At 73.4% G+C, this 14,119-nt stretch carries 12 protein-coding genes and 1 pseudogene; 5 read left to right on the top strand and 8 right to left on the bottom strand.

Annotated features, from left to right (window positions below; genetic code table 11):
- Nucleotides 1–26: 26 nt before the first annotated feature.
- Together IE258_RS36030 and IE258_RS36025 are read right to left on the bottom strand one after the other, a co-directional pair.
- The gene (locus IE258_RS36030; protein ID WP_189750049.1) at nt 27–692 is read right to left on the bottom strand and encodes an SCO2322 family protein; all 666 of its coding nucleotides are present in this window, start codon (nt 690–692) and stop codon (nt 27–29) included.
- Nucleotides 689–1,930: an SCO2321 family membrane protein gene (locus tag IE258_RS36025; protein ID WP_189750048.1), complete on the bottom strand. Its 1,242-nt coding sequence runs from the start codon at nt 1,928–1,930 to the stop codon at nt 689–691. Before IE258_RS36025 ends, IE258_RS36030 begins: the two co-directional genes overlap by 4 nt.
- Before the next feature lie 316 nt (nt 1,931–2,246).
- Between IE258_RS36025 and IE258_RS36020 the strand changes: the two genes are divergently transcribed.
- Nucleotides 2,247–2,918: a phosphotransferase gene (locus IE258_RS36020; RefSeq protein WP_189750047.1), complete on the top strand. Its 672-nt coding sequence runs from the start codon at nt 2,247–2,249 to the stop codon at nt 2,916–2,918.
- Between the two features lie 177 nt (nt 2,919–3,095).
- Here IE258_RS36020 and IE258_RS36015 read toward each other — a convergent pair.
- Nucleotides 3,096–3,725 (bottom strand): annotated as a pseudogene (locus IE258_RS36015) (TetR family transcriptional regulator); the annotation flags it as partial.
- Nucleotides 3,726–3,889: 164 nt separating this feature from the next.
- On the opposite strand from IE258_RS36015, the gene IE258_RS36010 reads away from it, so the two are divergent.
- From IE258_RS36010 to IE258_RS36000, 3 genes are read left to right on the top strand one after another with little or no spacing between them, the layout of a single operon-like run.
- Complete coding sequence (locus tag IE258_RS36010; RefSeq protein ID WP_189750046.1) at nt 3,890–5,389, top strand: glycosyltransferase family 4 protein; 1,500 nt, start codon at nt 3,890–3,892, stop codon at nt 5,387–5,389.
- Nucleotides 5,383–6,117 (top strand): class I SAM-dependent methyltransferase, encoded by a 735-nt coding sequence (locus IE258_RS36005; protein WP_003976496.1) that lies wholly within the window; start codon nt 5,383–5,385, stop codon nt 6,115–6,117. The genes IE258_RS36010 and IE258_RS36005 overlap by 7 nt, the downstream gene beginning before the upstream one ends.
- On the top strand, nt 6,114–7,211 hold the full coding sequence (locus IE258_RS36000; protein WP_189750045.1) for a prenyltransferase/squalene oxidase repeat-containing protein: 1,098 nt from the start codon (nt 6,114–6,116) through the stop codon (nt 7,209–7,211). Before IE258_RS36005 ends, IE258_RS36000 begins: the two co-directional genes overlap by 4 nt.
- Nucleotides 7,212–7,230: 19 nt before the next feature.
- Here the strand turns inward: IE258_RS36000 and IE258_RS35995 are convergent, their stop codons facing one another.
- From IE258_RS35995 to IE258_RS35975, 5 genes are all read right to left on the bottom strand, one after another.
- Complete coding sequence (locus IE258_RS35995; protein ID WP_087809622.1) at nt 7,231–7,524, bottom strand: hypothetical protein; 294 nt, start codon at nt 7,522–7,524, stop codon at nt 7,231–7,233.
- Nucleotides 7,525–7,646: 122 nt separating this feature from the next.
- A complete protein-coding gene (locus IE258_RS35990; RefSeq protein ID WP_189750044.1) occupies nt 7,647–8,495 on the bottom strand; it encodes a DUF5336 domain-containing protein in 849 nt (282 codons plus the stop codon).
- Nucleotides 8,496–8,653: 158 nt separating this feature from the next.
- Complete coding sequence (locus IE258_RS35985; RefSeq protein ID WP_189750043.1) at nt 8,654–9,637, bottom strand: N-acetylmuramoyl-L-alanine amidase; 984 nt, start codon at nt 9,635–9,637, stop codon at nt 8,654–8,656.
- 57 nt (nt 9,638–9,694) lie between these two features.
- Nucleotides 9,695–10,369, bottom strand: a complete 675-nt coding sequence (locus IE258_RS35980; RefSeq protein WP_189750042.1) for a class I SAM-dependent methyltransferase — start codon at nt 10,367–10,369, stop codon at nt 9,695–9,697.
- Between the two features lie 100 nt (nt 10,370–10,469).
- A complete protein-coding gene (locus IE258_RS35975) occupies nt 10,470–12,227 on the bottom strand; it encodes an MFS transporter (protein ID WP_189750041.1) in 1,758 nt (585 codons plus the stop codon).
- Between the two features lie 323 nt (nt 12,228–12,550).
- Here IE258_RS35975 and IE258_RS35970 point away from each other — a divergent pair, with 323 nt between their 5' ends.
- Nucleotides 12,551–14,005, top strand: a complete 1,455-nt coding sequence (locus tag IE258_RS35970) for an MFS transporter (protein ID WP_189750040.1) — start codon at nt 12,551–12,553, stop codon at nt 14,003–14,005.
- The last annotated feature ends 114 nt before the right edge of the window (nt 14,006–14,119 follow it).

Genomic DNA, 14,119 nt, shown 5'->3' with positions numbered 1-14,119 from the left:
CACGACTGCCCGCAGGGACAGCGGCTTCAGCGGGTTGCATTCCTGCGCCGCCTTGCCTGCCAGGCGCCTGCGGCGGCCAGGGCGGCGATCACCGCGATGCCCGCGATGAGGCCGACCGAGGGGCCCCCGTCGTCCGAGGTGTCCTTCTGCTCCGGGGCGGTTGTGGTCCCCTGCTCCTCCTGTTTCTCCTGCTCCTGTGCCACCTGCTCGCCGCAGCCCGTCTTCGGGTAGCCCGCGATCGCGCACAGCAGGGCGTTGGTGTCGTAGCGGAGGGGGCCGGCGACGGCGGCCAGGGCGTCGGCCGTCGTCGCGTCGGGGGAGACCTGGGCGCAGGCGGTGCGCGGGGCCGGCGGGGTCTCGCCGGACGGGGCGTCGGACGCCGCGCCGAAGTCGAGGACCAGCGCCACCCGCTTGCTGCCGTCCTCGGCCGGGGTCTTCGCGCAGATCGACGCGAAGTCCGCCGTGCCGCGCGGCTGGGCCGCGTCGTCCGAGTTCTCGCTCACCGCGAAGCGGAAGCCCTGCACGTCGCCGTCGGAGGGGCGGACCAGGGACGGGCCCTGCGTGGCGTAGACCCACTTCCCGCCGTCGCGGTCCCAGAAGGACCAGTAGCGGTACCCGGCGGCCTGTGCCTGGCCCGCGGTCCCGATGAGCAGGAACGCGGCCAGGAGGACGAGGACGACGCGGCGGGTCACGGCTGCTGCTTCTTGTTGCGGTTGCTGAGCAGGAAGCCGATGCCGATGCCGAAGACCAGGCAGACGCCGACGAACCACCAGACGCCGAAGGGGGAGTCGTCCTCCTTCTCGTCCGTGTTCGCGGACGCGGTGTCCTTCGCCGCCGCCCCCTGCGGAGCCGGCCCCGTCGCGTTCAGCTTCTCCACCAGGTCCGTGCCGCCGAAGTCGCGCGGGTCGGTGCCGGTGGCGTGGGCGGCGAAGATCAGCTGGGCGTAGGCGGCCGGGCCGCTCTCCGCGGCCCACTTCGCGGCGTTCTTCTCCAGCCAGGCCAGTGGCTCGGCCGCCTTGTCCGCGCCGCCCTGCGCGGCGAGGGCGACGACCGCGTCGGCGGTGTTGCCGTAGTCGGGCTGGTCGGCGGAGCCGCCGAGGGCGGAGACGAGGTGGCCGTCCTTGGCGAGCGTGGCGGTGAGATACGCGGCGGCGTTGGCGGCGGCGCCCTCGCGGGTGGGCTTGTCCGCGTCGATGCACGAGGCGGCGCCGGCCTTGTCGGCGGCGTCGGCGACCAGGCCCTCGCCGAGGGCGCCGAGGACACCGGCGGCGGTCGCGTCCGCGTTGGGGAGCAGCTTGCCGTCCTTGTCGGGCTGGAAGGCGAAGGCGCCCGCGCCCTTGTCCTTGGCGCAGGGCAGGGCGAAGGTCAGGAGCGCGTCGTAGGGGGACTTGCCGTCCTTGACGACCTTCTCGGGGTCGGTCTCCGTGGCGGTGAGGGCGCCGACGACGACGGAGGTGGAGTTGGCGTCGCTGGGGGTGCCGGGGTTGTAGCCCCAGCCGCCGTCCTCGTTCTGCACGGACTTCAGCCAGCCGAGGGCGCTCTCGACGACGTCGCCGTGCCCGCCGACGGCCCACAGCGCCTGGACGGCGGCGGCCGTGTTGTTGGTGTCGATCGGGGTCTTGGCGTCGCAGTCCGCCGCCGGGTCGGCGCGGAAGGGGGCGAAGGCGCCGTTCGCGCACTGCTGGTCCGTGAGCCACTTCACGGCCGTCGAGGACGGGATCACGCCCGCCGTGTCCTGCGCGAGCAGCGCGAGGGACTGGCGCCAGACACCGTCGTACTGGGGGTCGGTGGTCCCGTACAGCCCGGACGGCGCGGTCTTGGACGGGGAGGAGGACGGCGACGGATCGGCGGCGACCGCGGGCGCGGCGGCGGCGCCGATCACGGCTATGGCGGCCAGAGCCGCGGCGCTGCTGCGACGGCGGACGTTCATGAGCGGCGGGTGCCTTTCCCTGTGCGGAGCCCGGCAGCACGGGGCACCCCCGGCGGCTCGGCCCCGTATGCCTCGACGGTGCCCGTGCTCCGGCGGGCGCCGGGCACGTGAGCCGGTCACATCCGTACGGGGCAGTCCGGCTCACCGTCCGCGGCCCCGGGGGGCTGGGCGGGCGGCTCACGGTTGCGGGTCAGCGCCGGAATTGCACCGGCTTCCCCCCGTACGGGTGATGACGACGCCGCCACTTTACCCGCCCGCCGGGGCCGGGCCGAGGGGCGGCCGGACGGGAGGAGCGGCCGGGGGATACGTTCCGGGCATGCGGACGGGGAGACTGATCGGGGCGGGGCGTACGGCCGACGTGTACGAGGCCGACGCGGGGTGGGTGCTGCGGCGCGACCGGGAGGGGACCGGGGACGCGGTGGCCGAGGGCGCGGTGATGGAACACGTGCGGGCGCACGGCTACCCGGTGCCACGGGTGCGGGCGGCAACGACACAGTCACCGCGTACGGACCTGGTCATGGAGCGGCTGTCCGGGCCGACGATGCTGCGGGCCTGCCTGGACGGGGCGTTGACGCCGCAGGACGCGGGCGGCCTGCTCGCCGGGCTGCTCCGGCTGCTGCACGAGGTACCCGCACACCGCTCCCCCGACCCGGGCGCGCGCGTCCTCCACCTGGACCTGCACCCGGACAACGTGATCCTCACGGCCGACGGGCCCCGGGTGATCGACTGGTCCAACGCCGAGGAGGGCGACCCCGGTCTTGACTGGGGCACGTCCGCGGTGATCCTCGCCCAGGTGGCGGCCGTCGGCGGCTCGCTGGCCGGGCCCGCCGCGGTCATGCTGGCCGCGCTGCTCGCCGACCCGTCCACCCTGACGCCGGACGGCCTCGCCGAGGCGCTGCGGCGACGGGCGGTCAATCCGACCATGGGCCCGGACGAGGTGGCGGCGCTGCCCGCGGCCGAGGAGCTGATCCGCTCCCACCTGGGGTGAACGGCGGGGCTCTCAGGGGGTCTCCGCAGCCTGCGCCGTTCCCACCTGTGCCGTTCCCACCCGCGCCGTCCCCGCCTCCGTCGTTCCCACCCGCGCCGTCCCCGCCTCCGTCGTTCCCACCCGCGCCGTCCCCGCCTCCGTCGTTCCCGCCTCCGTCGTTCCCGCCTCCGTCGTTCCCGCCTCCGCCTCCGTCACGTCGATCAGGCGGCACACCGTCTCGATGTCCACCCGCACCTGGGCGAGCGAGGTGCGCCCCGCGAGCCAGGTGATCAGGGTCGACAGCCAGGTGTGCTCGACGACCCGGACCGCCGACAGCTGCTCGGGCGTCGGGTTCTCCAGGCCGCCCATCGCGTCCAGGACGATGGCCGTGGTCTGCCGCGAGACCTGGTCGACCTCCGGCGAGACGCTCCGGTCGGCGAAGGTCAGGGCACGGGCCATCGCCTCGGCCAGTCGGGGCTCGCGCTGCAGGGCGCCGAAGGCCCGCATCAGGGTCTGCGCCACCCGGTCCCCGGCCGTCTCGCCGGTGGGCGGGCTCTTGCGCAGGGTGCCGTGCAGCCGCTCCAACTGGTCCTGCATGGTCGCCACCAGCAGATGCACCTTGGACGGGAAGTACCGGTACAGCGTGCCGAGGGCGACCTGCGAGGATTCCGCGACCTCCCGCATCTGCACCGCCTCGAAGCCGCCCCGGCAGGCCAGCCTGGCCGTCGCGCGCAGGATGCGGCGGCGGCGCTCCCGCTGCCGCTCGGTCAGGGGCGGTGCGGAGGAGCGGTGCGCCGGGCCGGAGGACTCCACTGCCGGACGGTCCACCTCGATCACCTTCTCCCCCCGTGGCGTGAATCACCTGATCCACTCGTCACAGCCCGGCTACCTGCCGGTAGATTCGAAGCCGCTGACGATCAAGTCTGAAACTTGTTCTAGATTAACCTCCCGACGTAGTGTCGCGGGACAGCGCAGTGAGAAGGGGGCCCAGAGTGACCGCCGAGGCCAGTCAGACGGGTCCCCGTCCGGAGCCAGCCGCCGACGGCTCGCCGCCCCTGCGCATCGCGCTCCTCACCTACAAGGGGAACCCGTTCTGCGGCGGCCAGGGCGTCTACGTCCGCCACCTCTCCCGCGAACTGGCCCGCCTCGGCCACCGCGTCGAGGTCATCGGCGCCCAGCCCTACCCCGTGCTCGACGTCCTCGACGGCCGGGAGGACCGGCTGTCCCTCACCGAGCTGCCCAGCCTCGACCTCTACCGCCAGCCCGACCCCTTCCGCACCCCGAAGCGCGGCGAGTACCGCGACTGGGTCGATGCGCTCGAGGTCGGCACCATGTGGACCGGCGGCTTCCCGGAGCCGCTCACCTTCTCGCTGCGCGCCCGCCGCCATCTGCGGGCCCGCCGCGGCGACTTCGACGTCGTGCACGACAACCAGACGCTCGGGTACGGGCTGTTGGGCGATGTGGGAGCCCCGCTCGTCACCACCATCCACCACCCCATCACCGTCGACCGGCAGCTGGAGCTGGACGCCGCCGACAGCCGGGGGCGCCGCTACTCCGTGCGCCGCTGGTACGCCTTCACCCGGATGCAGAAGCGCGTCGCGCGCCGCCTGCCCTCCGTACTCACCGTCTCCGGCACCTCCCGCCAGGAGATCGTCGACCACCTCGGCGTACGGGACGACCGCATCCACGTCGTCCACATCGGCGCCGACACCGACCTGTTCTCGCCCGACCCGTCGGTGCCCCGGGTGCCGGGCCGGATCGTGACGACGTCCAGCGCCGACGTGCCGCTCAAGGGCCTGGTCTTCCTCGTCGAGGCGCTCGCGAAGGCGCGCACCGAGCACCCCGGGGCCCACCTCGTCGTCGTCGGCAAGCGGCCCGCCGAGGGGCCCGTCGCCCAGGCGATCGAACGGTACGGCCTCGAAGGCGCCGTCGAGTTCGTCAAGGGCATCTCCGACGCGGAACTGGTCGACCTGGTGCGGTCGGCGGAGGTCGCCTGCGTGCCGTCGCTGTACGAGGGCTTCTCGCTGCCGGCCGCCGAGGCCATGGCGGCCGGTACGGCGCTGCTCGCCACCACCGGAGGGGCGGTCCCCGAGGTCGCCGGACCCGACGGGGAGACCTGCCTCGCGGTGCCGCCGGGCGACGCCGACGCGCTGGCCGCCGGGCTGAACCGGCTGCTCGGCGACCGTGAACTGCGGGCCAGGCTCGGCGCCGCCGGACGCGAACGCGTGCTGCGGCACTTCACCTGGGCGCGCGCCGCCGAGGGCACCGTCGCCCGCTACCGCGAGGCCATCGGCGACCGCCCCCGGGCCGCCACCGCCAGCGCCGCCGTTACCGCGCCCGCCGCCGCGAGCGCCGCCGTCATCGCGCCCGCCGCCGCGGCCACCCAGAGGACCGCGCCCGCGACCCAGGGCCCCGCCCCCACCCCCACCCCGACCTCGCCCCCGACCACCGGTGACCCCGGCGTCTACCCCGAAAGCAGGGCCACGTGCTGACCGTCGACTTCTCCCGGTTCCCGCTCGCCCCGGGCGACCGCGTCCTGGACCTCGGCTGCGGCGCCGGCCGGCACGCGTTCGAGTGCTACCGGCGCGGGGCCCGGGTCGTCGCGCTGGACCAGAACGCCGAGGAAATCCGCGAGGTCGCCAAGTGGTTCGCCGCGATGGAGGAGGCCGGCGAGGCCCCGGCCGGAGCCACCGCCACCGCCATGGAGGGCGACGCGCTGGCCCTGCCCTTCCCCGACGAGTCCTTCGACGTCGTCATCATCTCCGAGGTGATGGAGCACATCCCCGACGACAAGGGCGTCCTCGCCGAGATGGTCCGCGTCCTCAAGCCCGGCGGCCGCATCGCGATCACCGTGCCGCGCTACGGCCCCGAGAAAGTCTGCTGGACCCTCTCCGACGCCTACCACGAGGTCGAGGGCGGTCACATCCGCATCTACCGCGCCGACCAGCTCCTCACCCGCATCCGCGAGGCCGGACTCAAGCCGTACGGCACCCACCACGCGCACGCGCTGCACTCGCCGTACTGGTGGCTGAAATGCGCGTTCGGCGTCGACAACGACAAGGCGCTGCCGGTGCGGGCGTACCACAAGCTGCTGGTGTGGGACATCATGAAGAAACCGCTGGCCACCCGGGTCGCCGAGCAGGCGCTGAACCCGCTGATCGGCAAGAGCTTCGTGGCCTACGCGACCAAGCCGCACCTGCCGCCGGTGGACGCCGCGTGACCTCGCCCCGCACCCCCGGCACACCCCGCACCCCGCGCACCGAACACCTCGTCCTGCCCGGCGTCCTCACCGCCGACGAGGCCGCCGCGACCGTCCGCGGCATCCTCGCCGTCCAGCGCGAGGACGGCGCGATCCCGTGGTTCCGCGGGCACCACCTCGACCCGTGGGACCACGTCGAGGCGGCCATGGCCCTGGACACGGCCGACGAGCACGAGGCCGCCGAGCGGGCGTACGCGTGGCTGGCCCGGCACCAGAACCCGGACGGCTCCTGGTACGCCGCCTACGCCGACGGAGACTTCGCCGACGTCACCGACCGCGGCCGGGAGACCAACTTCGTCGCCTACGTCGCCGTCGGCGTCTGGCACCACTACCTCGCCACCGGCGACGACACCTTCCTGGACCGCATGTGGCCCGTCGTCCACGCGGCCGTCGAGTTCGTGCTGCGCCTCCAGCAGCCCGGCGGGCAGATCGGCTGGCGCCGTGACGACGACGGCACGGACACCGCGGACGCGCTGCTGACCGGCAGTTCCTCCGTCCACCACGCCCTGCGCTGCGCTCTCGCCATCGCCGAGCAGCGCGAAGAGCCGCAGCCCGACTGGGAGTTGGCGGCGGGTGCGCTGCGACACGCCATCCGCCGCCACCCGGAGCGCTTCCTGGACAAGGGCCGCTACTCGATGGACTGGTACTACCCGGTCCTCGGCGGCGCGCTGACCGGCACGGAGGCCAGGTCCCGCCTCAAGGAGAGCTGGGACCGCTTCGTGGTCCCGGAGCTCGGCGTGCGCTGCGTCGTCCCCAACCCGTGGGTGACCGGCGGCGAGTCGGCCGAACTCGCGCTCGCCCTGTGGGCGGTCGGCGAGTCCGACCACGCCCTGGAGGTCCTCCAGTCCATCCAGCACCTGCGGGATGCGGACAGCGGCCTGTACTGGACGGGCTACGTCTTCGAGGACGACGCGATCTGGCCCCGCGAACTGACCACCTGGACGGCCGGTTCGCTGCTGCTCGCCGTCGCCGCGCTCGGCGGCCACGAGGCCACCTGCCAGGTCTTCTCGGGCGACCGGCTGCCCAGGGGACTGGACCCGGACTGCTGCGTCTGAACGCCGGGACCGGTGCCGGTCAGTGCCGGTGCAGGCGGTTGGCGATCGCGTGGCCGACGAAGAGGTAGACGACCGCGGCCAGTCCGTAGCCCGCGACGACCCGGGCCCACGCCTCGTCGAACGTGAAGAGGTCGTGCGACCAGCCGGCCAGCCAGTCGGCCGCGTCATGGACGAAACGCACCAGGTCGTTGGCCCGGTTGGCGTCCAACAGGTACATCAGGATCCACAGTCCGAGGATGAAGGCCATGATGTCCGCGATCACCGCGACGGCCGTTCCGGCGGAGTTGGACCCACTGCGCGTTCGAGGGGACATGCCTTCCGTCTGGCCCCGGACGTGTGTTTGAAACCTACGGAACCCACGGAAACCCTACGGCCCCTCGCCCGGAAGTACCGGTGGGCGAGGGGCCGTTGAGGTGAACGGGCGAGCGGGCCGGATCAGCCGCGCTGGATGCCCGAGGTGTCCTGCAGGACGCCGCGGCGGCCGTCCTGGGTCTGCGCGACCAGGTTGGCGCCGCGCTGCTCGACGGCCAGGTACCAGGTACCCGGCGCCAGCTCGGCGATCGGCGTCGGGGAGCCGTCCTCCGCGAACAGCGGACGCGGCACCGGCACGGCGAACCAGAACGGGGAGAAGTCCCCGGCCGGCTGCGCCTGCGCCTGCTGCGGCGCCTGCGGCTGACCGGGCTGCGGCTGGCCGCCGAAGGACGGACCGGGCTGACCCGGCTGTCCGGGCTGGCCCGGCTGACCGCCGTACGGCTGCTGCTGGGCGCCGGGGTAGCCGTAACCACCCTGGGGCTGGCCGCCGTAGGGCTGCGGCGCGGCCGGACGGGCGGCCGGGATCAGGGTGCCCTTGAGGGCCGGGAGCAGCGGCGTGGCCACGGCCGCGGCGGCCATGACCAGCGTGGCGATGAGCGCGAGGATCAGGCCGATGCCCGCCCCGATGTTGTCCAGGCCACCGTCGTTGTCGAAGGCGCCCGCCGGGTCGAAGATGTTGCCGAGCGCGCACCACGCGGCGAAGACCGTGAACGCGATGCCGAACTGGCCGAGGTCGAGACCGGCCACCTTCTTGGGCTGCGGCATGGCGCGGTTCACGACGACGAGCGCGGCGCCGATGACGCCCGCCAGGACGACACCGAGCACGACCGAGCCACTGCCCCACAGGCTGGGGATCTCGGCGCTGTCCGGCGCACCGTCGATCGAGTAGATGTCGAGGAACGACGCGATCAACAGCAACACCGCTGCTCCGATCACCACGCCGTCGCCTCGAGTGAGCGAGCGGATATTCACTTCAGGTCCTTCGTAGGTCGTCTCGTCGTCGGTAGAGGCGTCGCTGTCACGATGGCGCCGAAAGGTTCCGGTGTGAAGCGCGGGGGTGGCCCCTCATCGTACGGACGACACTATCGTCCGTACCTCGGGGCTGTCCGCAGGGATCGGGACGCCGATCACTACCCGCGCAGGAAACTCACGATTCCCTCAGACATCCCCTCCGCCGCCTTCTGCCGCCAACTGCCGCTGGTCAGCAGGGCCGCGTCCGTGCTGTCGCGCATGTTGCCGCACTCGATGAACACCTTGGGAACCGTTGACAGATTGAGACCGCCCAGGTCCGTGCGCGTGACCAGACCGGTGCCGTCGCCGACGTAGTTGGAGGGCGCGGTGCCCGTGACGCGCACGAAGCTGCCCGCGACGCGCTTGCCCAGTTCGGCGGAGGGTTCCACGACGGCGCGGGTGTCGGCGGCGCCGTCGTGGACCGCGCCCGGCATGATTACGTGGAAGCCGCGGTTGCCGGCCCCCGACCCGTCGGCGTGGATCGAGATCGCCGCGTCCGCCTTCGCCTCGTTGCCGATCCGGGCCCGTTCGTCCACGCAGGGCCCGAACGAACGGTCGCCGTCCTGCGTCAGCTTCACGGTCGCGCCCTGCTTCTCCAGCAGGTCGCGCAGCCGGTGGGCCACGTCGAGGGTGAACTTCGCCTCGGGCCAGCCCGCGTTGGTGGCCGTGCCGGTCGTGTCGCACTCCTTCCAGTGCGTGCCGACGTTCACCTTGCGGTTGATCTCGGTGGCGTGCTGGAAGTTGGCGGGGTTGTGCCCCGGGTCGATGACGACGACCTTGCCCTTGAGGGCACCGGTGGCGGGCGGCCGGGAGGCGGACGGCGCCTCGGACGTGGGGGCGGGAGAAGAACCCACGGGCTTCTCGGCGTCGCCGTCCTCGGAAGCGGGGCCGTCGGAGGACGGCGACGCCGACGTCCGTACGGCGCCCGCGCGGTCGGAGCCGCCCCCGCCGGTGTCTCCGTCGTCCGGGCCGCCGACCGCCGCGTAGACCCCCCACCCGAGCAGCGCCCCGGGCACGAGCGCGGCGACCGCCACGGTCAGCGGGCGGCGCAGCCGGGAGCGGCGGGGCTGGGGAGGTTCGAAGTCCGGGCCTGTGTACGACACGTCAGCGACTCTAGCTTTCCTGCGACCCGCTCCGCCGGACAGGCCCTGACCGCGCCCTCAGATTCCCGCGCCGGTTCGCCGCAGGACGCGCAGCGAGTCGGTCGCGGAGACCTCGGTGAAGGCGCTGGAGGCGAGAGCCCTGAGGTAGACCCGGTACGGGGCCTGGCCGGTGAACTCGTCGGCCGGGTCCGGGAAGACGTCGTGGATGACCAGCAGACCGCCGTCGGCCACGTGCGGGGTCCAGCCCTCGTAGTCGGCGTTCGCGTGCTCGTCGGTGTGGCCGCCGTCGACGAAGACCAGGCCGAGGGGGGAGTTCCAGAGCGCCGAGACCTGGGGGGAGCGTCCGACGAGGGCGACCACGTGCTCCTCCAGACCGGCCCGGTGCAGGGTGCGCCGGAAGGTGGGCAGGGTGTCCATCATGCCCAGCTCCGGATCGACCGTCTCCGGGTCGTGGTAGTCCCAGCCCGGCTGCTGCTCCTCGCTGCCCCGGTGGTGGTCGACGGTGAGCGCGGTGACTCCGGCCCGGCGGGCCGCGTCCGCGAGCAGCACGGTGGAACGCCCGCAGTACGTGCCGACCTCCAGCAGCGGCAGCCCGAGCCCGCCCGCCTCCACGGCGGCGGCGTACAGCGCGCGGCCCTCGTGCACCGGCATGAACCCCTTCGCGGCCTCGAAGGCGGCCAGGATGTCGGGGGAGGGGGAGGGGGCGGGGAGGGAGCCGGGGGCCGCGGTCATGGGGGCCTTTCGCTGGTCGTACGGGGTGTGCGGCGCCCCATGCTGCCGTACCCCCCGCCGCGCGGTGCGACAGGGGGTACGGGGCCGGGGCGGCGGAGGGTCAGGCCGGGACCGTCTCGCCCGGCAGGGACAGGTCCAGGTCGACCGGGCGGTCGCCGTCGTGGGTGGCGGCGTGCGCGAGCGGCGCGTGGCCCGCGGCGCGGGCGGCCAGGACGTACGGGCCCTGGGCGGGCACGGCGAGGGCGTAGCTGCCGTCGGCGTCGGAGAGGGTCGCTCCCGCCTGCCGTCCGTGCCGGTCGATCAGGGTGACCTTGGCGCGGGCGACGGGGGCGCCGTCGGCGGCCAGCACCCGGCCCCGGAAGCCGTGCGGCGGCTGTCCGGCCCCTGCGAGCGCCTGCTCGGCGCGGGCCAGGTTCGCGTCCTCCTCGCTGCTCGCCCGCAGCTGCGAGACCGCGGACGGGGTGCGGCGCGGGAGGAAGAAGGCCAGCACCAGGCCGACGGCGACGGCGGCGGCCGCGATCAGGAAGGAGACCCGGAAGCCGTGCAGGGTGGGGACGGCGACGCCGCCCACGTCGTTCGACGTGTTGGCGAGCACCATGCCGATGACGGCGCTCGACACCGATGTACCGATGGACCGCATCAGCGTGTTGAGGCCGTTGGCGGCGCCCGTCTCGGAGGCCGGGACGGCGCTGATGATCAGCGCGGGCAGGGAGGAGTAGGCGAGGCCGATGCCCGCGCCGATCAGCACCGAGGTGAGGACGGTCTGCCAGGCGGCGCTCATCAGGCCGAGACCGCCGGCGTAACCGATGCCGATGATCACCAGGCCGATGATGAGGGTGGTGCGGGGGCCGTAGCGGGCGGACAGGCGGGCGTAGACCGGCGCGGTGAACATCATCGTCAGGCCCAGCGGGGCCACGCACAGGCCCGCGACGACCATCGACTGCCCGAGGCCGTAGCCGGTCTCGGAGGGCAGCTGGAGGAGCTGCGGCAGGACGAGGGAGATGACGAAGAAGGAGACGCCGACCATGATCGAGGCGAGGTTGGTGAGCAGGACCTCGCGGCGGGCCGTGGTGCGCAGGTCGACCAGCGGGGCCGCGACACGCAGCTCCATCAGGCCCCACAGGAGCAGGACCACGACGGCGGCGCCGAACAGGCCGAGCGTGGTGGGTGACGACCAGCCCCAGTCGCTGCCCTTGCTGATCGGCAGGAGGAAGAGGATCAGACCGGCCGACAGGCCCAGCGCGCCCGGCAGGTCGAAGGAGCCCTTGGCGCGCAGCGGGGACTCCGGCACGACCAGCAGGGTCAGGGCGATGGAGACGACACCGAGGCCCGCGGCGCCGAAGTACAGGGCGTGCCAGTCGGTGTTCTGTGCGACCAGGGCCGCAGCGGGCAGCGCGAGTCCGCCGCCGACGCCGATCGAGGAACTCATCAGCGCCATCGCCGAGCCGAGCCGCTCACGGGGCAGCATGTCGCGCATCAGGCCGATGCCGAGGGGTATCGCGCCCATGGCGAAGCCCTGCAGCGTACGGCCGACGATCATCGGGACCAGGGCGTCGGTGAGCGCGCTGAGCAGCGCGCCGACGACCATCACCGACAGGCTGGCGATCAGCATGCGGCGCTTGCCGAACAGGTCGCCGAGCCGGCCCATGATCGGCGTGGCCACGGCTCCCGACAGGAGGGTGGAGGTCAGGACCCAGGTGGCGTTGCTGGGTGAGGTGTCCAGAAGTCGGGGCAGGTCCTTGATGACCGGGACCAGCAGGGTCTGCATCACCGCGACGACGATGCCCGCGAACGCGAGCACCGGGACGGTGGCCCCGCTCGCTCGCCGCGCGGGCTCGTCGGTCGTCGTGTGGGACATGGGGTGGGGCCTCCAGGCCGGAGTGTGTGGATGCGGTGCGTGATCGGGATGTGTGCAGGATGAACCTCGTGCGCCGGGGCAACTATTCCGTTGCTTCGAGTCGCTAACGAATTCTTGACCGTCTCTTGGGGCGAGGACCGGACGGCGACCAGGTCCCGGGAACCGGGTGGCGAGTGGGCCGGGGAAGCAGGGGCGAGTGGACCGGGGGACCGGGTGGCGAGTGGGCCGAGGGGATCAGGTGTCGAGTAGGTCGCGGGACCTAGGCCGGTCCGGGGCCGAAATACCGATGCAAGGGGCGCACCCGGGTTGAGACCATGACACCCATGCTGGAAGCCAGCGGTACCTCCACCGCCCCCCGGATATCCCCGCGCCGCACCCCGCCGACCTGGCTGGTCGTGGCGATCGCCTGCGCCGGTCAGTTCCTGGTCGTCCTCGACGTGTCCGTCGTCAACGTCGCCCTGCCGTCGATGCGGACCGACCTCGCGCTGAGCGCGCAGGGACTCCAGTGGGTGGTCAACGCCTACGCCATCGCCTTCGCCGGGTTCATGCTGCTCGGCGGACGGGCCGGCGACCTGTACGGGCGCAAGCGGATGTTCCTGGTCGGGCTCGGGCTGTTCACGCTGGCCTCGCTGGGCGGGGGCCTCGCCCAGGAGGGCTGGCAGCTGCTGCTCGCCCGGGCCGTGCAGGGCCTCGGCGCGGCGGTGCTGGCCCCCTCGACGCTGACGCTGCTGACCGCCGCGGTGCCGGAGGGCGCGGCGCGGGCCCGCGCGATCGCGACCTGGACCGCCGTGGGCGCGGGCGGCGGTGCGGCGGGCGGACTGGTGGGCGGTGCCCTGGTGGACGGGCTGTCCTGGCGCTGGGTGCTGCTGATCAACGTGCCGGTGGGCGCGGTCGTGCTGGCCGGTGCCCTGCTCTGGCTGACCGAGAGCCGGGGCGGCCTGCGCCGCCGCCTCGATCTGCCGGGCGCCCTGCTGGTGACCACCGGGCTCGCCACGCTGGCCTACGGCATCTCGCAGACCGAGTCCGAGGGGTGGGCGGCGACGCCGACGCTGGTGCCGCTGCTCGCGGGGCTCGCGCTGCTCGGGCTGTTCCTGCTCGTCGAGGCGCGGACGGCGGCCCCGCTGATGCCGCTCGGACTGCTGCGGCTGCGGTCGGTCGCGTCGGCGAACGTGGCGATGCTGGTGTCCGGCTCGTCGATGTTCTCGATGTGGTTCTTCATGACCCTGTACGCGCAGAACGTGCTGGGCTACTCCCCGCTGGAGGCGGGCCTGGCCCTCGTGCCCAGCTCCCTGGCGGTGGTCCTGGGTTCGAAGGCGGCCCCACGCTTCCTGCCGGTGCTCGGCTCCCGGAACGTGGCCGTGCTCGGCACGCTCGTCGCGGCGGTCGGCTTCGGCTGGCAGTCGACGATGACCGCGGACGGCGGCTATCTGACCGCGATCATGATCCCCGGCGTACTGATGATGCTGGGCGCGGGCATCGCGGCGACCCCGCTGGCCTCGCTGGCCATCTCCGGTGCGGCGCCCGGGGACGCCGGACTGGTCTCCGGGCTGATCAACACCTCCCGGACGATGGGCGGTTCGCTGGGACTCGCGGTGATGTCGACGATCGCGGCGAGCCGGTCCGGGGGCGAGGACGCGGGCCCAACGGCCCTGACAGACGGCTACGCCCTGGTCTTCCGCACGGCATCGGCAGTCCTGGTCGTCGCGGCCCTCCTGATGTGGCTCTGGCTCCCGGCAAAGAGCCCCAAGCCCGAACAGAAGGCCAGCAGCACAGACTGACCGCCGACCGCGGGGCGCCCCGTTCTCCCGGGTTCACCGGAGCGCCCCAAAGGGGCGCGGGGCGGTGTCTATGCGCGGCTCCGCCGCGGGGGCGCGAGCAGCTTGCGTGATCCC

Source organism: Streptomyces tendae (assembly GCF_014650435.1).
Classification (GTDB): Bacteria; Actinomycetota; Actinomycetes; order Streptomycetales; family Streptomycetaceae; genus Streptomyces; species Streptomyces tendae.
This window is presented reverse-complemented; position numbering and strand designations above follow the sequence as displayed.